This is a genomic window from Brevibacillus ruminantium (genome assembly GCF_023746555.1).
Lineage (GTDB): Bacteria > Bacillota > Bacilli > Brevibacillales > Brevibacillaceae > Brevibacillus > Brevibacillus ruminantium.
Genome location: NZ_CP098755.1, coordinates 751413 through 770560, shown reverse-complemented (window position 1 = coordinate 770560; position 19148 = coordinate 751413). Strand labels below are relative to the sequence as shown.

17 protein-coding genes are annotated in these 19148 nt (G+C 53.6%); 4 read left to right on the top strand and 13 right to left on the bottom strand.

Features of this window, described 5'->3' with window-relative positions:
* Positions 1 to 323: 323 nt before the first annotated feature.
* The gene (gene rlmD / locus NDK47_RS03950) at positions 324 to 1760 is read right to left on the bottom strand and encodes a 23S rRNA (uracil(1939)-C(5))-methyltransferase RlmD (protein WP_251875971.1); all 1437 of its coding nucleotides are present in this window, start codon (positions 1758 to 1760) and stop codon (positions 324 to 326) included.
* A gap of 241 nt (positions 1761 to 2001) precedes the next feature.
* Positions 2002 to 2892, bottom strand: coding sequence for a diacylglycerol kinase (locus tag NDK47_RS03945; protein WP_251873615.1), 891 nt, complete (start codon positions 2890 to 2892; stop codon positions 2002 to 2004).
* Positions 2893 to 3032: 140 nt separating this feature from the next.
* On the opposite strand from NDK47_RS03945, the gene NDK47_RS03940 reads away from it, so the two are divergent.
* On the top strand, positions 3033 to 4034 hold the full coding sequence (locus NDK47_RS03940; RefSeq protein ID WP_251873614.1) for an ROK family glucokinase: 1002 nt from the start codon (positions 3033 to 3035) through the stop codon (positions 4032 to 4034).
* A gap of 89 nt (positions 4035 to 4123) precedes the next feature.
* Positions 4124 to 4588 carry a helix-hairpin-helix domain-containing protein gene (locus NDK47_RS03935; RefSeq protein ID WP_251873613.1) on the top strand — a complete coding sequence of 155 codons (465 nt, stop codon included), beginning with the start codon at positions 4124 to 4126 and terminating at the stop codon, positions 4586 to 4588.
* A gap of 152 nt (positions 4589 to 4740) precedes the next feature.
* On the opposite strand, the gene NDK47_RS03930 is transcribed toward NDK47_RS03935, so the two are convergent.
* The 5 genes from NDK47_RS03930 to NDK47_RS03910 form a co-directional block, all read right to left on the bottom strand.
* The gene (locus NDK47_RS03930) at positions 4741 to 5643 is read right to left on the bottom strand and encodes a DMT family transporter (protein ID WP_251873612.1); all 903 of its coding nucleotides are present in this window, start codon (positions 5641 to 5643) and stop codon (positions 4741 to 4743) included.
* A 66-nt stretch (positions 5644 to 5709) separates the two neighbouring features.
* Positions 5710 to 6894, bottom strand: coding sequence for an ABC transporter permease (locus tag NDK47_RS03925; protein ID WP_251873611.1), 1185 nt, complete (start codon positions 6892 to 6894; stop codon positions 5710 to 5712).
* A complete protein-coding gene (locus NDK47_RS03920; RefSeq protein WP_305883368.1) occupies positions 6884 to 7621 on the bottom strand; it encodes an ABC transporter ATP-binding protein in 738 nt (245 codons plus the stop codon). The genes NDK47_RS03925 and NDK47_RS03920 overlap by 11 nt, the downstream gene beginning before the upstream one ends.
* A 166-nt stretch (positions 7622 to 7787) precedes the next feature.
* Positions 7788 to 8144 (bottom strand): hypothetical protein, encoded by a 357-nt coding sequence (locus tag NDK47_RS03915; protein WP_251873609.1) that lies wholly within the window; start codon positions 8142 to 8144, stop codon positions 7788 to 7790.
* Positions 8145 to 8213: 69 nt separating this feature from the next.
* A complete protein-coding gene (locus NDK47_RS03910; protein WP_251873608.1) occupies positions 8214 to 8897 on the bottom strand; it encodes an MOSC domain-containing protein in 684 nt (227 codons plus the stop codon).
* 175 nt (positions 8898 to 9072) lie between these two features.
* On the opposite strand from NDK47_RS03910, the gene NDK47_RS03905 reads away from it, so the two are divergent.
* Positions 9073 to 10821, top strand: a complete 1749-nt coding sequence (locus NDK47_RS03905; protein ID WP_407653428.1) for an RNA polymerase sigma factor — start codon at positions 9073 to 9075, stop codon at positions 10819 to 10821.
* 169 nt (positions 10822 to 10990) lie between these two features.
* On the opposite strand, the gene gatB is transcribed toward NDK47_RS03905, so the two are convergent.
* The 4 genes from gatB to asd form a co-directional block, all read right to left on the bottom strand.
* The gene (gene gatB, locus NDK47_RS03900; protein ID WP_251873606.1) at positions 10991 to 12427 is read right to left on the bottom strand and encodes an Asp-tRNA(Asn)/Glu-tRNA(Gln) amidotransferase subunit GatB; all 1437 of its coding nucleotides are present in this window, start codon (positions 12425 to 12427) and stop codon (positions 10991 to 10993) included.
* 4 nt (positions 12428 to 12431) lie between these two features.
* Complete coding sequence (gatA, locus tag NDK47_RS03895; protein WP_251873605.1) at positions 12432 to 13904, bottom strand: Asp-tRNA(Asn)/Glu-tRNA(Gln) amidotransferase subunit GatA; 1473 nt, start codon at positions 13902 to 13904, stop codon at positions 12432 to 12434.
* Between the two features lie 96 nt (positions 13905 to 14000).
* The gene (gene gatC, locus NDK47_RS03890; RefSeq protein ID WP_251873604.1) at positions 14001 to 14291 is read right to left on the bottom strand and encodes an Asp-tRNA(Asn)/Glu-tRNA(Gln) amidotransferase subunit GatC; all 291 of its coding nucleotides are present in this window, start codon (positions 14289 to 14291) and stop codon (positions 14001 to 14003) included.
* Between the two features lie 165 nt (positions 14292 to 14456).
* Positions 14457 to 15302, bottom strand: coding sequence for an archaetidylserine decarboxylase (gene asd / locus NDK47_RS03885; RefSeq protein ID WP_251873603.1), 846 nt, complete (start codon positions 15300 to 15302; stop codon positions 14457 to 14459).
* 158 nt (positions 15303 to 15460) lie between these two features.
* Between asd and NDK47_RS03880 the strand changes: the two genes are divergently transcribed.
* Complete coding sequence (locus NDK47_RS03880; protein ID WP_251873602.1) at positions 15461 to 16372, top strand: diguanylate cyclase domain-containing protein; 912 nt, start codon at positions 15461 to 15463, stop codon at positions 16370 to 16372.
* On the opposite strand, the gene NDK47_RS03875 is transcribed toward NDK47_RS03880, so the two are convergent.
* Both NDK47_RS03875 and pruA read right to left on the bottom strand, forming a co-directional pair.
* Positions 16362 to 17327, bottom strand: a complete 966-nt coding sequence (locus tag NDK47_RS03875) for a glycosyltransferase family 4 protein (RefSeq protein ID WP_251873601.1) — start codon at positions 17325 to 17327, stop codon at positions 16362 to 16364. The genes NDK47_RS03880 and NDK47_RS03875 overlap by 11 nt on opposite strands.
* A 145-nt stretch (positions 17328 to 17472) precedes the next feature.
* Positions 17473 to 19020 carry an L-glutamate gamma-semialdehyde dehydrogenase gene (gene pruA / locus NDK47_RS03870; RefSeq protein WP_251873600.1) on the bottom strand — a complete coding sequence of 516 codons (1548 nt, stop codon included), beginning with the start codon at positions 19018 to 19020 and terminating at the stop codon, positions 17473 to 17475.
* Positions 19021 to 19148 lie beyond the last annotated feature (128 nt).

Here is a 19148-nt window from a genome sequence, read left to right as displayed (position 1 = left end):
ACCAAAATGAAATCAAGTTAAATCGCATGTAATATCAGTATTTACATTCATTAAACAGAAAATTAAATTGGACATTATTGAACTTTCTTAGTATATAAAAAGAGAACGCCTTCGATGATGAAGTAACGTTCTCTTGGGTATTCCACGATTATACAGTTCTCGAAACTATTCTCCTGCATTAAACATGTCTACACACCCGACGTCCAAATCCAGATCCAAAACGACCGAAACCTCAATTTTGTCTTTGAGCACCTTATTTTTGAAGTCGCTGCCGTCCGCCGTGAAAGTCATAAAACGCGCAAAGTGTTGAAAATAAAGGATTTCTACGTATCGATTCGTTGCATTCCTATTACGCACTCCACATGCCCCGTATGCGGAAACATATCCACCGGCTGCACTTCCCTCACCTCATACAACTCCGCCAGCACCTTCAAATCCCGGGCCAGCGTCGATGGATTACAGGACACGTACACTACCCGCTGCGGCTTCATCTGCAAAATCGTCGTGAGCAGCGCCTCGTCGCAGCCTTTGCGCGGCGGGTCCACTACGATCACATCGGGACGAATTCCCTGTTCCTTCCAGGCCGGGATCACCACTTCGGCCGGCCCTGTCTCAAACGTCACGTTTTCAATCCCGTTCAGCTTCGCATTACGATTGGCGTCCGCAATCGCCTCCGGCACAATCTCCACGCCGTACACATGACGCGATTTCTGCGCCAAAAAGAGCGAGATGGTTCCAATTCCGCAGTAAGCGTCGATCACGGTCTCCGTCCCGGTCGCACCCGCATACTCCAGTGTTTTGTTGTACAACACCTCAGTCTGCGCGGGGTTTACCTGATAAAACGAACGGGCAGAGATGGCGAATTTGATCGGCCCGATGTAATCATAGATGACGTCGCTTCCCCACAGGGTAACGGTTTTCTCACCAAAAATCACATTGGTGCGGGCGGGATTGATATTGTGCACGATGCTTTTCACGCCCGAGAGCCTGGTGCGGATCTCTTCGACCAGCTTGTCCCGCTGCGGAATAAACGCCTCGGTAGTTACCAGCACCACCATGACCTCGCCGGTGCGCGCCCCAACCTTGACGACGACATGGCGCAGCAGCCCCGTGTGATTCTTCTCGTCGTATGGGGTTATGTTTAACTGAGAGGCGATCTCCTTTACGGCGTTTACCGCCTCGTCATTGGCCGGATGCTGGATCAGGCACTCGTTCATATCGATAATCTCGTGTGATTTTTCCGCGTAAAAACCGCCAACCAAACCGCCGTCCTGCTCCCCAATGGGCACCTGAGCCTTGTTGCGGTATCTCCACGGATCGCTCATGCCCAGTGTCGGGTGGACGATGACCGCCTCTTCCCCTTCCACTTTAAAGCCGCCGATGCGGCGGAGATTGTCTTTGACGATCTGCTGCTTGTGAATCAATTGCTCCTCGTAAGCGAGATGCTGAAGAGAGCAACCGCCGCAGCGGTCGTAGATCGGACAGGGCGGAAGGGCACGGCTCGGGCTCTTTTCCACCACTTCGAGCAGCTCGGCAAAGCCAAAATTCTTTTTCACATGCTCGACACGGGCACGGACTTTCTCCTGCGGCAGCGCTTTCGGCACAAATAAGGTGTAGCCTTCTACACGGCCTACACCTGCTCCTTCGTGACTCAATCCGGTTATTTCTACCTCTATGATTTGTCCAAGACGCACCGGCAAGTCGAGCGGTTCTTTCCCCGCCGCCTGCGCTCCGCGTCGTTTCTTTGTTGTCTTCGCCACAAACCTTGCTCCTTTTTCTCTGTTTACCCGCTGCGGCTGCCGCATGACGAACAACCCCGTCCAGCGAATAGACACCTGCGTTTCTCTCGTAAATTGTAACCGAACACGTTGCCCGCAGCAATCTAGCCAGGGTTGGTTACGGGCAAGCGGGCAGAGCCGAAAAAATCGGTTGTATTGGGTACGAACAGCTTCAAATTCAGGGTATGAACAGACCGAAATTTAGTTACAAATAGCCCCGAATTCAAGGTACAAACAGCTCTAAATGCCCAGGCAGCGCTTTGATTTCACAGGGCAACTCGCCGCCCAGCTCTCCGTCCAGGTTCAGCTGCACTTTTTCTGTGCCGAGCGTGGTTGCTTTTAAATAATCGGTCTGGATGTACTTGATGAGCGGGTCCTTGAGGTGTTCGCCCCGTATGGCCTGCGTCGCCAAACGGATGAAATCGCCAAGGTTGGCTTTTTTGACGACGATGACGTCGAGCTTGCCGTCGCCCAGGTTTGCGCTCGGGGCCAATCGCTCAAAGCCGCCAATAGAAGGACTGTTGGCGATAAGGAAGATCATGATTTCTTCGTCGACCAGCACCTCATTTTTTGTCTCCAGCCGGACATGGATGGGATGGAGGAACGGCAGCTTTTCCAATCCCTTCACATAGTAAGCGAGCTGGCCCATGACGGTTTTCAGTTTGCTCGGCACCTCATAGGTCAGGTTGGTCAGCGAGCCGCCCCCCGCAATATTGATAAAATACCGGTTATTAATCCGGCCGATATCCACTTTTCTCTTTTTTCCCGAAGAGATGATGCGGCACGCTCTTTTGATCGAACGAGGGATGTCGAGTGCGCGGGCCAAATCATTGCTGGTTCCGCAGGGGATGATCCCCAGAGCAGGGCGGGCTTTTTTCTCCGCCATGCCGTTGACTACCTCGTAAATCGTACCGTCTCCCCCAGCCGCGACGATGACGTCAAAGCCACGAGACACAGCGCGTGATGCTTCTTCTGTGGCATCGTATTCACCTTTGGTGGCGTAGCATGATGTCTCGTACCCGGCCGATTCCAACAGTTCCAGGATCTCCGGCAGATTGCGACGCACGATTTCCCGACCGGAGCTGGGGTTGTATATTAATCTGGCTCGTTTCAACGCATTCCCTTCTTCCTTTATACGCTCTTGTCGTTCTCTCTACTCATCATATCCTGTATAGCCATTTTTGGGAATCGCTATGCCGCTGTTGGGCGTGTTAAGATAGGAAAAGATTACCTGTTGGATACGGAGGGGTTGCTGTGAATCAGGTGCTGGTGGGTGTAGATATCGGAGGGACCGCCATTAAAATGGCGTTGCTTCGCAGGGACGGGGCCATGCTTGGCAAAACGATGGAAGCGACGCCCGTTGCGGACGGTGAGGATGGCATTGTGCAAAAAGTGGCGGAAATGATGGATCTGCTGCTGGATGGGCAGGGCCTGCAGCGGGGAGATGCAGCCGGAATTGGCGTAGGCGTACCGGGAACAGTGGATGCCCAAAACGGAATCGTCCGGGAGGCCGTCAATCTGAACTGGAAAAGCCCGGTGCATCTGCGGGACAAACTGGCAGCCGCCACTGGACTTCCCGTAGCAGTCGAGAACGATGCCAACACGGCCACGCTCGGAGAGAGATGGCAGGGAGCGGGCCAAGGTGCCCGGGACATGGTCATGATAACGCTGGGAACGGGTGTCGGCGGCGGGATTATCTGCAATGGCCAGATTGTCGAAGGCGTCAACGGCATTGCGGGTGAGATCGGTCATATCTCCATGGCCCCGGAGGGAGGCCCGCTCTGCAACTGTGGCAAGACAGGCTGTCTGGAGACGTACGCCTCCGCTACCGCGTTTATTCGTGCTGGATGTGAGGCCGCCGCCAGCGGAGTCAGTCCCGCTCTCGCCGAACTGCTGGCAAACAAGGTCGACATCAAAGCCAGAGACGTCCTGGAGGCAGCCAAAGCGGGTGATCCAGGCGCAGCAGCCATTGTCGAGCAGGCTGGACTGTACCTCGGGCTGGCACTCTCTCATCTGGCGATTCTTTTAAATCCATCCAGGCTGATCATCGGAGGCGGTGTGGCGGCGGCGGGCGAGTTTCTCCTGGCCAAAGTGCGTCAGTCTTTTCGTCACTTCGTCCCCTTTCCGTACGTCATTGCGTCTACGGAAATTCTGCCCGCCACGCTGGGAAATGATGCCGGCATGATCGGGGCGGCCTGGCTGATCCTGTCCCAAACGCAGCATGAACCGGGCGATGCCGAAGCTAGACTGGATTGATTCTAGGTGTTCTTTTCGGTAACTGATGAAAAACCAAAGAATCTTCAAGCTTTTTATGCTTTTTACCCAAACAGCAAGGAGGAGTTCCCATGCCTACATCCCAGAAACCAAAGTCGCCGAAGCTGCCGTTGACTCACGCCGAACGCACACAACTGAGACGTGCAAAACTGCGGCTGACAGACATCGAAAAGCAAAGCCCCGAGCCCTTCTCCTCCCTTTTGGGGATTTCTGTGGAGCGAGCTCGGGAGCTGATCGCGCTTGCGGCATTCCAAACGATCCCGTCCATTGGCCCGAAGCTGGCTGAAGACCTTGTCCGGCTCGGCTACTACTCGTTGGACGAGCTTCGCGGCCGGGATGGAGCCGAACTGATTGATACGCTGGAGCTTATCTACGGCTGCCAAATCGATCCTTGTGTCGAGGATCAGATTCGCTGCGTCATCCACCATGCCGACTATCCGGACAGCCAAAAGCAGTGGTGGGAGTTTACCGAAGAGCGGAAAAGCTTTCGTGCCCAGCACGGCTATCCCCCAACGCGTCCGGCCTCTGGCAACTAGAAGAGGTGTCACGACTCGGGCGGCAGGAGCTGTGTGATCGTCTCGGGAAACGAAGTACCGTGTCAACACCTCAGGTAACCAAGATCCGTGTCTCACCTCAGGCGACCAGAGCAAGCTCGGGAAACGAAGTATCGTGTCCCCCACCTCGGTAACTAAGCGCCGTGTCCCGCCCCGGCCCCCTCTTCCACCTTTCTCTGACTGGTGACGATCAAAACCGCCCCCAACAGCACGGCGCAACCGCCCAGAAGCTGGAGCCAGCCCAGTCGCTCACCGAACAGCATCGCCGAAAAGCCAATCGTCACCACCGGCTCCAGTGTACTCAAGACAGAGGCCCGCGTAGACCCGATGAGCTGGATGCCTCGAAACAGACAAGCCATCGCCAGGATTGTGGAGAACAGGACGATACCGCCCAAAGCAAGCCAGCCCTGCATGCCAAAGCCAAAATCCGGTCCGCCGTCCTTCAGGGCCAGTCCAAACGTCGAAAACGTGGCAAACAGGGAGACATACGCACTGGTGACATAAGGAGAAAGACCCGTGACGACGCGATTGCCGACGATAAAATAAACGGAATAGATCACAGCCGCCGCCAAAGCCAGCACGACACCAAGCGGCTGGACGCCGTCAAACGAGAGACCGAGAACCAAAGCAAGTCCCGCGAGCGACAGCAGGATTGCCCCGATCGTCTGTTTTCGCAGGGGCTCTTTATTGACGAAATAGTTGAGAATCGCCACATAGACGGGAAATGTGTACAAAAGCAAGGCCGCCATGGAGGCCGGGATGTACTGCACCGAGGAGAAAAAGCAGCGCGACTGGAGTGTGTACAATACCCCGCCCAGGCAAAACAGCGCAAGCGCCTGCTTCCGGTTGATTCGAAGCGGCTCCCTTTTTACCGCCATCCAGACAAAAAACAGGATAGCTGCCAGCAAAAAGCGCAAAAACAACAGGGTCGAAACGGAAACGCCTGCCTCATAGGCGTAAATAGCAAAAATCGACATGACGCCAAAGCCTGCTGCGGACAAAAATACATAGAGCACGCCAGCATAAAGCGCGTTCATTTCTGGTCACCAACCTTTTGGATACGAACCGATTATCGTCTAGTGCCTTCTCTCTAAAAAACAGCGTTACCCTTTGATGACTGCCCCCTCCCGGCGGAACAGACGTGCTGAAAGAGCCACGATGCCCGCCACATACAAAAGCGAGGTGCCCATGCCAACGAATATGTGCCAGGGCTGAATCGCGCCGTAAAACACTTCTTTTACCAAAGCAACACCGCTAAAGATCGGCAAATAGTAAGCCCACTGGGGAATGTCTACCGGATTGACAGGCATCATCATATACGAAGGAACCATGGCCAGGACAATCACACCCGTCATATAGGTCTGCCCCTCTTTAAACGATTTGGCAATGGTACTCAGCGTCAGCTCCAGACCGGCAAACATCGCAGCCAGCAGCAGAATTGTCCCGCCCAGGACAACCAAGGAGCCTGGCTCCAAAAAACGCAGGGAAAACGAGCTTTCCGCTGTATGATTGAACGGCCCCATCCGAAAGACAAAGGTGAGCGACAGCAGCGAAGCCATCGCACTCATACAGCTCATGACCATGACCGCCAGCAGCTTGGCTGTGAGCAGATGATTGGCTGCAATCGGAGCAGTCAGAAGAGCCTCCAGGGTCCCCCGTTCCCGCTCCCCCACGACCAGGTCTGTAGCCGCGGCAATTCCCCCGGAAGCCAGTGACAAAACCAGCATCAGCGGAACAATTCCGGCAAGCATTCCCCCCGCTTGTCGATCCTTCGATGCCGTATTGTCGTACACCGTTTCGATCGGTTTGATCGCCTGCTCAGACAGTCCCGCCTGACGCAAGCGCTGGTTGACGATATCCTCACTGTACGACTTTACCGCTTCTTCAATCACGGTGCGGGCGTACATCGACTTTTGATTCGTCGAGTCATATGCCACCTCCACCCGCACTTTTTTTCCTGCCTTCACCTGCTGATCAAAGTTTTCCGGGATGGAGATAATCGCCCGCAGTCGCCCTTGTTCCAGCTCCGTTTGCGGCTCGGCAGGTGACAGCAGCTGGACACCCGTCTGCTTTTTCAGGTAGTCCATGAGGATGGATTGTCCGTTGACAGCGATCGGAACATAAGCGCGGGCTTCCTTCTCTACGTTGGTGTAAGACATGCTCAATAAAAAAAAGACGAACGGAATAATGACAAGAGGAATGACAAAGGTGCCGATCAAGGTTTTGCGATCGCGCAACAGATCGGTCAGCTCTTTGCGAAACACTGTCCAGACAACGTTATGTCTCATCCAATCCACCTCCCTCCACCATCGCCATGAAGATATCATCCAAATCGTTCATCTTCACTTTATTCCGCAGGCCCTCTATGGTTCCCGCATAGGCAAGCCGCCCTTTATGCATGATGGCGATCCGGTTGCACAGCCGTTCAATCTCGCCCATGTTGTGACTGGAAAAGAGAATCGTCTTGCCCTCCTCCTGCAGGCGTGCAACCATGCGGCGAAACATGTTGGCCGCCGTCACATCAAGTCCGGTCGTCGGCTCATCCAAAAGGATGACATCCGGGTCATGCACCAGCGTACGGGCAATCGCCACCTTTTGCCGCATGCCGCGCGAAAAGCCGCCCACCCGCCGATCCATAAACTCTTTCATATCCAACATGGAGCTCAGGCTCTCCATGCGCTGGGCGAGCATCCGATCATCCAGACCGTACAGCTTGCCAAAATAGGCGATATTCTCACGAGCAGTAAGCCTGCTGTAAAGACCGACATCCCCTCCAAACAGAATGCCGATGCAGCGGCGGACCTCCACCGGCTCTCGCCGCACAGAAAATCCGCGAATCCGGATATCTCCCGAGGTAGGCTGAAGAATGGTCGCCATCATCCGCATCGTCGTGGTTTTCCCCGCCCCGTTTTCCCCGAGGAGACCGTAGACCTCTCCCTTTTCCACGGAAAAAGCGACATCCTCCACCGCTCGCAGTTCTCCAAATCGCTTGCTCACTCTGTCTACCTCGATCACCGGCATCCCTCCTGTATTCGCATCGTCACTGGCTCAGCCGAACTGCTGACAAAAAGCGATTCCTGTCGCTCTCCGAAAACATTCCGATTGACGAAAAAAGATCTCGCTCCTAAAAAGAGGAGATCTCCATCAGAATCTTCCGACTCCTTTTCGCACTCTCCGCCTGTCAGACAAGGGAGAGAGTGGGATACTTCGCTTTCAGTCCGCTCAAGGAAAAGCCCGCGAACAATTTAACGAAGTCTTCGGTATCATTGATATAATGCCGATTTTCACGGGCTTCCCCGTGGTGTTCCAGATAGAGGAGACCCACCAGGCGATTGACGGGCACGCCTTCTGCTTCCTGGTCATAGATGCCGTCATTGGCCAGTACTTTTTCAAAATAGCGTACATAGGTCACGGTGATGGTCTTTTGCTGTCCCTCTTTTTCGAAAGTAACCAGCGAACGTTCAAAGGTATCAGCAGGCGATCCGCCTTTGCTTGGCGGTACGCTCTCCCCCGCAACGGATAGGATTTTCATGCTCATCGGAACCTCCTCCACACAATCTCCCTTCCATTATAGGGGAGCATTTCCATTCTTACAAACGAAACTGCTTTATCCATTCAAGCGCTTGGCCGTATCAGTCACTTCCCCATGCAGACGCTTCTCAAACGTTTTCCGCCAGCTGCCCGAAAGCTCTGCCACAGCCAGAATACGCTTGGTTGCCTCCCGATCTTGCTTGTCATGATGCATAACTCGGTTTGCTTCCTTTACGGTAATTCCAGCCGGATGACGTTCGATCAGCGACAGCGTGCTGTCCGGCGACACATGGCCTTCCTGCAGGACGCGGAAATAATAGCCGGTATAGCCGGTCTCCTGCACCCACAAAGCGAGCTGGGGCACATCGTGTTTCTTGGCGAGCTTGTGACAGGGCTGTCTGGGCTGCGTCACCTGTACGATGGCCTCCCCTAGTTGATACACATCCCCGATGCATACCTCGTCTTCCAGCAATCCTGCTGTGGTCACATTCTCCCCGAAAGCGGCCGGCATCAGCTTCCGATTCAGACGCTCTTCCCAGTATGCATAATGCTCGTGGGGATAGACACAGACGGCTTTATCCGGTCCTCCGTGATAAACGAGATCCGCCTGGCCGTCTCCCTCCAGATTCTCCCGTGACAGAAAAAGCGTTTCCGCCGTAGGTGTTTTAAAGATGCCGGTATGCACATCTTTTCCTTGGTACGTAAAGTTCACCGGTTTTCCGATGTTCAGTGAAACCAGTTTGTATGAAGAGCGGCTCACACGCCTTACCCCCTGCCATCTGTTGATCATTTCTTTTACAATAATGTCAGATAGAAAACGGGAAGTAAATGTATATACCGGTAAGGTTTTGTTACTTTTTTCTGATGGATCGCCATCATTTTGTCAGAAACCCATTCAAATGCGAGTCTATGTAGCAGGTCAATTCGCTTGCGAGGTGTTTTCTTTGCACAACGAGCTTTTCCCGTCAAAAGCAGAAGCACGGGAGGAAGAACAGGAAGATTCGGTTCTGGTTGAAAAGGCGCGTACCGGAGACAGAGAGGCCTTTGGAGAGCTGGTCAGGCGCCATCGGGCCAAGGTGTACGGATACGCCCAATCCTTCGCCAGAGAACCCTTTTTGGCAGAGGACATCGTTCAGGATGCACTGATCCGCGCCTTTCTCCATCTCGGCACGCTGGCAGACAGCCGCCGTTTCCTGCCCTGGCTCCACCGGATTGTGCGCAACCAAGCGTACACCAAGCTGAAAGCTGCAACTCTCAACAAAGAACAGAGCTTTTCCGCGCTCCAAGCCGCTTACCAGACAGAGGCAGCAGGTGAGACAGACTGGGAGAGTCTGGACAGCATCCTCTACAGGCTGGGCCGGGAGCGTGAGCGTTCCGAACGGGAGCATACCGCAACACCAGAGGAGGCACTCATGCGCCGAGAGCTGCTGGAAAGCATTACGCAAATGTTTCGCTGCTTGCGTCCCCGGGAGCGTCAAATTGTCGAGTCTCACTTTTTCGACCACCTCTCCCCGCAGGAAATCGCCGGATTGTTTCGCATGTCTGAAGCCAATGTCTATCAGATTCTCTCCCGCTCCCGCAAAAAGCTGGTGCAGGAAAAGATTCGTGTCGCGGTTGACCAATACGTATCCAATCGGAGGGAGTTTATGAAAAAAGTCGAGCTGAAAAAACCCGAAGCATTTGGTAAACACGTGTGGACGACCGCTGCTGCTGCTATGTATGGACTGACCGAGTATACCGAGCGGAGGTTTTCCCTGGAAATGCTCATGGGATTGACGGGACATGCATTCCGGCTCAATGTCATTCCCGGAAACGTCCACATTGCCGGGCCCACCATGTTCCCCTTCGACGAGGTATTGACCGAGGGGATGCGCAACCTCGGGTTTGAAACCAAGATCGTTCGTACACGGATGCTGACCGATCACGGCCCCAACGCCAATCAGGTAGATTCCTTCCTGCTCTCTGCGGAAGCGCGGGAAAAACGGAAGCTTCCGGAAAACCTGCCGGAGGCGCTTGCTCTGGTTCATGACTCCATTGACCGAGGATATCCGGTGCTCGCCTGGGATTTGTTCATTCCCGAATTCGGCTTGATCTACGGCTACGATGCGGAGGCACGTCAGTTCCAGGCGGGAGACAACTGCAGCCATAATGCCTCGATCCCCTACGAGCATCTGGGTCGCGGATTGATCGGGGAGCTGTTCGTGCTCGCAATCGACAAGCAGGTGGAGATCGACCAAAAGACTATGCTGACTCGGGCTTTGGAAACGATCCTGAAGCATTACCGCGAAGAGGCGGGCGATCCTGTCTGCTCATACGGCCTTGCTGCTTACGCCACCTGGCGAGATGCCTTTGCGCAGAAGGGCGTCGAGCCAAACGGCAATGCCTATACCCTCGCCGTGGCAGAGGATGCCCGCCGCTACGGCTACCTGTTTTGGAGGGAAATCGAGAAGACCTGGACGGATACCCAATTTGACGGAATCCGCCCCCTTGTTCACAAAGCAGCAGACTTGTACGGACAAATCTCAGATGAATATAAAGTGTTGACCCGTATGTTCCCCTTCCCTGCCGGTGGCGAACCCAACGATCCGCAGGAGAGTGAAGAAGCCATCCGGATTCTCGGGCGGATTGAAGCACTGGAGCAGGAAGCCGTCTCGCTTTTGGAGGAAATGCAAAAGCAATTGTAAATGGATGGATAAAAAACAGAGAAAAGCCCGACGTGCCAAATACCTGGCAACGCGGGCTTTTTCGTTGTGTGATCTCGTTATGCTTTCGCTTGGTGCCGTCTCTTTGTGCTTTTTCTTGGTGCTTTTTCGCTCTGTTTTCCGCAAACAGCAACACTTCTGATGACGAGCCTTACACGTTTTTCAAAACTTCCACCAGCAGTTTGTTCACCATCGGCGGGTTTGCTTTTCCGCGCGTCTGCTTCATTACTTGTCCGACGAAGAAGGCGATCGCCTTGTCATTTCCGGATTTGTAATCAGCTACGGCTTGCGGGCTGTTATTGACGACTTCCTGCACGATCTGGAGCAGGGCGCCCTCGTCACTGATCTGTACCAGACCCTTCTCTTCCACAATCTTCTTTGGCTCTTTGCCGGTCTCCACCATCTCTTTGAAGACGGTTTTGGCGATTTTGGAGGAGATCGTTCCGTTTTCGATCAGCTTAATCATTTCACCCAGTCCGGCTGGCGTGATTTTGACATCAGCCAATGTCAGGTTTCCGGCATTCAGGTACCCGAGCAGCTCTACCATCAGCCAGTTGGCTGCTGCTTTCGGGTCCGCTCCCGTCTTGACCGTTTCATCAAAGAAATCAGCCGTATCCTTGGAGATCGTGATAACGCCTGCGTCGCTTTGGGACAGGCCGTATTCATTCACGTAGCGGGCCTGACGCGCATCGGGAAGCTCAGGAATCGTGGCACGAACAGCCTCGATCCACTCTTCGGAGATTTGCATCCGCACCAGGTCCGGGTCCGGGAAGTAGCGGTAGTCATGTGCTTCTTCCTTGGAGCGCATGGAGATAGTCTTTTTGTTGTTCTCATCCCAGCGGCGGGTTTCCTGCACGATCTTGCCGCCTGAGGAGACGACTTCCCGCTGACGATCTACTTCATACTCCAGCGCAACTTGTACGTTGCGGAAAGAGTTCATGTTTTTCAGCTCGGTTTTGGTGCCGAACTCTGCTTGTCCCACCGGACGGATGGAAACGTTGGCGTCGCAGCGCAGAGAGCCTTGCTCCATGCGGACATCGGACACGCCGGTATACTGGATGATCGCTTTCAGCTTTTCCAGATAGGCTCTGGCCTCTTCTGGCGAGCGAAGGTCTGGCTCCGATACGATTTCAATCAGCGGAACACCTACGCGGTTGAAGTCAACCAGCGAATCGCCTCCGAAATCACTATGGGTCAGCTTGCCCGCATCTTCTTCCAGGTGCAGACGAGTAATGCCGATCCGCTTGGTTTCGCCATTTACCTCGATATCGATCCAGCCATTGTAGCCGATCGGCTGGTCAAACTGGGAAATCTGATAGGCTTTGGGCGAGTCCGGATAGAAATAGTTTTTTCGGTCAAATTTCGTTTCGCGAGAGATTTCGCAGTTCAGGGCAAGCGCCGCTTTCATGGCAAACTCCACCGCTTGCTTGTTGGTCACGGGCAATACGCCCGGATGCCCCAGACAGATCGGGCAGGTATGTGTATTCGGCGGCGCACCGAACTCGGTCGGGCAGCCACAGAAGATTTTACTGTTCGTCGCAAGCTCGGCGTGAACCTCCAGGCCGATGACGGTTTCAAACTGGCTCATGCTCTTACCCCCTCACCCATTCCGGCTTGCGCTGAGAAAATCCGGCCGCCTGCTCGTAAGCGTGGGCCACACGCAAGACCGTGGATTCGTCAAACGCCTTCCCGACGATCTGCAGGCCAATCGGCATTCCGTTTTGGGCAAAGCCGCATGGAACGCTGATCGCTGGCAGACCAGCCAGGTTAACGGGCACGGTGCAAATATCCTCCAGGTACATTTTCACCGGATCATCTGTGTTTTGCCCGATTTTAAAGGCCGTGGTCGGCGTGGTCGGATGCAAAATCACATCGAAGTTGGCAAACACATCGTTGAAATCCTGGATAATCAGGGTACGCACCTGCTGGGCTTTCTTATAGTAAGCATCGTAATACCCGGATGAAAGCGCGTAGGTACCCAGCATGATCCGACGCTTCACTTCCGGTCCAAAGCCTTGGCTGCGAGATTCTTTGTACATCTCGATCAGGTTGGCGGCATTGTCCGCACGCACGCCGTAGCGAACACCGTCAAAACGGGCCAGATTGGAAGACGCCTCCGAGGATGCCAGCAGATAGTAAGCAGGGACCGCATACTCAGTGTGCGGCATTGATACCTCGCTCCAGGTAGCGCCCATGCTCTCCAGCTGCTTCAACGCTGCCAGAACCGCTTCGCGCACCTCACTGTCGATGCCCTCTCCGAGCAGCTCCTTGGGTACGCCAATCCGCAGTCCTTTGACGTCGCCGGTCAGGGCCGACAGATAGTCCGGCACAGCGACATTGGCCGAAGTAGAGTCGTACTCGTCATGGCCTGCGATCGCTTGCAGCACATAGGCAGAATCCTCTACGTTTTTCGTAATCGGGCCGATCTGGTCCAGAGACGAGGCAAAAGCCACCAGGCCAAAACGGGACACGCGTCCATAGGTTGGCTTGAGACCCACTACCCCGCAAAACGCTGCAGGCTGACGGATCGAGCCGCCCGTATCGCTGCCCAGTGTAAAGAAGAAATGGCGAGCTGCCATAGCCGCTGCCGAACCGCCGCTGGAACCGCCCGGCACGTACTCGGTATTCCAGGGGTTTTTCGTCGGGAAAAACCCGGAGTTTTCGTTGGAACCGCCCATGGCAAACTCGTCCATGTTCAGCTTGGCGACAACCACTGCATTTTCTTCCTTCAGCTTTTTGGAAACCGTCGCATCATGAATCGGATCGTAGTTGCTCAAAAATTTGCTCGCGCACGTCGTGCGAACGCCGTGCGTCACGATGTTGTCTTTCAACCCCACAGGAAGCCCGTACAACAGGCCCGGCTCCTCGCCTGAACCTGCCAGACGCTCGTCCAGCTCTTTGGCCTTGGAAAGCGCCCCTTCCTCGTCCAGATGCAGGACTGACTTGATTTCGCCGTCGTGCTCCTTGATGCTGGCGATGGACGCCTGCACCAGCTCGGTTACGGACAGCTCTTTATCGCGCAGGGCGCTATGTATTTCCGACAATCGCTTGTCAAACAGCGACACGTGGGTGTCCTCCCTTCTTTTGTTTCCTGTTTCGTTGAGCGATACGCGGTTTGGCGAAAACAGGAGGGACCGCTTGGGGTCCGGATCTCGATCGTTTTATTCGAATACAGCCGGTACTTTGAACTGGCCTTCATCATGCTCCGGCGCATTTTTTAGTGCTTCTTCATTTGAAACGCACGGACGATTGACGTCTTCGCGCATCACGTTTTTCACATCGGTTGCGTGGCTGGTCGGCACGACGTTTGACGTGTCCAGCTCGTTCAATTTGGCTGCGAATTGCAGGATCGCATTCAAATCCTTGGTATAGCGCTCCGCTTCCTCTTCAGTCAATTGCAAGCGAGCGAGATTGGCTACATGCTCTACTTCCTTGCGGTTGATTCCACTCATGCTTCCACCTCCGAATCTATCACATAATTTTGATCTTACTTGAAAAGAACCAGTTCAGTCAATTTTCCCGGGTATTTCTATCCTTTTAGACAAAAATCTTTATTGATAAATAAAAAAGCCCCGGAGATAAATCACCTCCGGGACTTCGTCACGAGCCAGTAAAAATCACTGCGTCTTCAGTTGCGCCAGTTTTTGTCCCATGAGCACCGGGCTGCCAATCTTCACATTGTCCGCCCACTCCAAATCCTTGGACTCAAACAGCAGGATGACCGTGGAACCGAACTCAAACCAGCCCAGTTCATCCCCTTTTCGGTAATGCGGAGCGCAAGGAATCTGTTCACTCATTTTGCGGCCGCGTTTCACGTTTGTCGTCGCCCGGTTGTACATCACTTTTACGCTGCCGACGAACAGGGCGCCTACCTTGACGATGGCGACACACCCCAGTTCCTTTGTCTCCACATGGGTGACCAGCCGTTCATTGCGGGCAAACAGCTTGTCGACATGCTCAATTCCGAGCTGATTCACAGGATACAATCTGCCTGGCACGTACGTGTAGCGCGTCAGATTACCTTCGACCGGCATATGAATCCGGTGATAGTCGCGGGGACTTAAATAAATCGTGATAAATTTGCCGCCGTAAAAGCGCTGGGCCAGTTCCGGTGCATCGCCCAATAATTCGGCGAGACTATACTGCTTGCCTTTCGCCTGAATCAAGGTGCCTTCATGGGTATCGCCCATTTGCGAGACGGTGCCGTCAACTGGACTGGCAACGACGTCGTCCCCCTCGGCAATCGAACGAACGCCGGGTTTTAGTCGACGCGCGAAAAACTCTTTTAATGAGCGGTATTCGCGTACGGGTTTTTCCACAATACTGGGGTCGATGTTATAGTGCTTGATATAGTGGCGTATCGCCAACCGGCTAAAACGAGACGCTGTGATTTTGCCCATGGTACGCGACATCACATTTTGCGGCAGACGATGAATGATTCCAGGAAGGAGTTTCTTGTTCATAAGCATCCCCTTGTTTTTTCCGTACAAAATCTATCCATACTGTACCATCTTCTGGTACCGACAGTAAACCCCACTCCGACCTTGGTCTCATCATTTTCTTGGTCATGATTTGCTATACTAAGAAAGTCATACCAGCATGACTAACAGGAGCGACTATGATGAGACCGAACGATATTGAGAACCTGATCAATCAATACGAAGATGTATTATCCTGCTTTTTCCACTATATGTCTGATATGATCTTCCTTATGTCGGTCGAAGAGGGAACACGGTTTCGCTATGTTCTCATGAACCCTCCAGCCATGCAGGTTTCGAAGCTGACAGAAGATGCGTACGGCAAACAGATTGAGGACGTGTATCCCGAAGAGAAGGCTGCGACGCTCAACAGTATGTACCGGGATGCAGTGAAAGCCGGCAAGCCGATCTACTTTACAACCTATGGTGACATCATCGGAGAGTCTCTGCTGACCCCGATTTTTAACAGCGAGGGAGTCTGCACGCATGTCCTCACGGTCACCCGCGATCTCACGGAACGAAAGAAGTTGGAAACGCAGCTCGAATTCATGGCGTACCATGATGCGCTGACAGGATTGCCGAACCGCCGCCTCTTGATGGACCGAATGAAGCAGGCCATGTCCCAGGCCAAGCACATGGGCCGTCAGATCGCTGTTCTCTATCTTGACTGTGACTACTTCAAAGAAATCAACGATACCTGGGGCCATGCCGTGGGAGATGAATTCTTGCGGGTTCTGGCGAAAAAACTTTCTTCCTGTGTGCGCGAAGTGGACACCGTTGCCCGGCTCGGGGGAGATGAGTTTATCCTGCTTCTCTCTTCTCTCGATTCGGCTGAAGAAGCGGCCAAAGTGGCCAAACGGGTTTTGCAAACCCTTCAGGAGCCGTGGGTCATCCAGCAGCACTCCTTTACGCTTACCATGAGCATTGGTATCGCTGTCTATCCCCGCGATGGCACGACGATCAATGAACTGCTGCGCCACGCCGACATCGCCCTGTATCGCTCCAAAGAAGCCGGACGCAATCAGTTTTGCTTCTACTCGTCCTCTATGGAATAATCCAGAAAAACAAGAGCAGCGACAGAGCAGAGAAGAGAAAGCTGACCAGATAGAGAATCACGACCGTTTGTTTGGCGGACAAGCCCAGTGACATCAATCGATGGTGAACATGTCGGCGGTCTGCTTGATACATCGGCGAGCCAGCCATCGCCCTGCTGACCATCACCTGGACTGTATCGATCACGGGGAGACCCAGTGCCAGAACAGTGACAACCAACGTAATCAGAGTCGCCCCCTTCATCGCACCCTCCAGAGAGACCAATGCCAGGGCATAGCCGAGAAACATGGAGCCTGTGTCGCCCATAAACATTTTCGCCGGAAAAAAGTTAAACCGCAAAAATCCAAGAGCAGCCCCTGCAAGTACAATCGCCACCAACGCCGTCAATCCCTGCCCTTTCACATATGCCAGAAAAAACAGAGTAATGGCCGAAAATACCGTGGCACCTGCGGCCAGACCATCAACCCCGTCCAAAAAGTTGATCATGTTGATCAGGCCGGTGATCCAGAGAAGCGTGGCCAAACAGGAAAGCCATAAGGGAAAGAGATAATAGTCCCCCGCTTCCCCGCCAATCCATGAAAATCCCAGCCCGCGAAAACGGATGCCGCTCGCGAAAGCCAGCAGTCCGGCCAGTAGCTGCATCAACAGCTTGGGCAGCGCAGGAAAGTCTTTTCCCCTCGTTTTGTAAGTATCATCCAACCAGCCCACGGCCACCAGGAGCAGACTGCCGCCAAGCAAAACAGCCACCAGTTTTTGCACCCCTGCAAAAAAAATGGACACTGCCGCCACTCCGGCGAACATAGCCAGTCCCCCGGAAAGCGGCATGGGCTGCGCGTGACTTTTTCGCCCTCGGGGAAGATCCAGCAATTTTGCCTTCAACGCCACCACTCTGGCCACAGGCATCAGCAGCCATACGAGGCAGAATGCCGATAAACCCGGAATTAAATAAGAAACCATCTGTCTCACCCGCCTTTGACGTGCTCGCTTTTTATGTAGTGTGAGCAAAAACGGGGAGAAACTCGCGTATCCAGCATACGTCCTGGAAAGGTAAAAAAAGCCACCTGATCAACAGGCGGCTTTTTTCCGGAAAGGAAGCGGGTCCTTACAGTTTTTCCGAAACCAGTTTGGCTTGCGTGAACAGCAGGAGGTAGTCCGGTCCGCCCGCTTTGGAGTCAGTACCCGACATGTTGAATCCGCCAAATGGATGCACGCCGACCAAGGCACCTGTACATTTACGGTTGAAATACAGGTTGCCCACGTGGAATTCCGTGCGCGCTTTTTCCAGATGAGCACGGTTGCGGCTGAATACAGATCCAGTCAAGCCATACTCGGTATTGTTGGCGATTTCCAGCGCATGATCAAAGTCGTTTGCTTTGCAGAATGCAACCACAGGACCAAAAATCTCTTCCTGCATAATGCGCGCTTGCGGATCGAGATCAGCAAAAACCGTCGGCATGACGTAGTAGCCGTTATCTGGCCCTTTTTCTCCGCCAACCATCAGCTTGCCTTCTTTTTTCCCGATTTCGATATACTCGAGAATTTTCTTCTGTGCTTTGTCATCGACGACCGGACCCGTGTAGAAGTCAGGGTTTACTACATCGCCCACTGTCAACGGTTTGGTCAGCTCTACGACACGGTTGAGCACTTGGTCATACACATCTGCGTGTACGATTGCGCGCGAGCATGCGGAGCATTTTTGGCCGGAGAAACCAAAGGCAGACGCGACAATCGCTTGTGCAGCCATTTCCAGATCGCAATCATTGTCAACTACGATGGAGTCTTTACCGCCCATTTCCGCTACCAGGCGCTTCATCCATTTTTGACCCGGACGATGTTTGGCTGCCAGTTCGTTGATGCGCAGACCGACATCGCGGGAGCCGGTAAAGCTGATAAAACGAGTCAGCGTATGCTCAACCAAGTAGTCACCGATCTCGCTGCCGGAGCCTGGTACGAAGTTCACGACACCTGCCGGAACTCCTGCGTCTTCGAGAATTTCCATGAACTTCGCCGCGATGACCGGCGTGGTGGAAGCTGGCTTGAGGACAACCGTATTTCCGGCTACCAGCGCCGCAGTCGTCATACCGACCATGATCGCCAGCGGGAAGTTCCACGGAGGAATCACGATTCCGACGCCAAGCGGTACATAGTACAGCTCGTTGTCTTCATCCGGGATGCGTGTCAATGGATGGCGCTCCGCCAATTTATCCATTTGACGGCCGTAGTACTCCATGAAGTCGATCGCTTCTGCTGTATCCGCATCTGCTTCTGCCCAGCTTTTTCCTGCTTCTTTTACCAGCCATGCGGAGAACTCATGCTTGCGGCGGCGCATAATCGCTGCCGCTTTGTAGAGGTAACGGGAACGTGCTTGTGCAGGTACAGCTTTCCAGCTCTCAAAGGTTTGTGCAGCGGTCTGGATCGCCTTCTCCGCCAACGCCTGATCAGCCTGAGATACAACCCCGATCACTTGCTCTGTATTGGAAGGGTTGATGGAGCGGGATTTTTTTTCCGTTTTGATGCGCTCCCCACCGATGATCAGATCATATTCGCGACCCAGTTCGCTTTCTACTTTGGCGAGAGCTTCTTGAAATGCCTTTTTATTTTCCGGCAAGCTAAAATTGGTAAATGGTTCGTTTTTGAATTCCACTTGCATCGAGAACGCCTCCCTATCGTTTTCTTCCAAACTTCTCATCCAAATGTATATGCAAGGATCATACCAATTTGGCTGCAAACTGCAGATTCTTCTTCCCGGGTTAGTGTTTGCATTTTTCTCGGAAAACA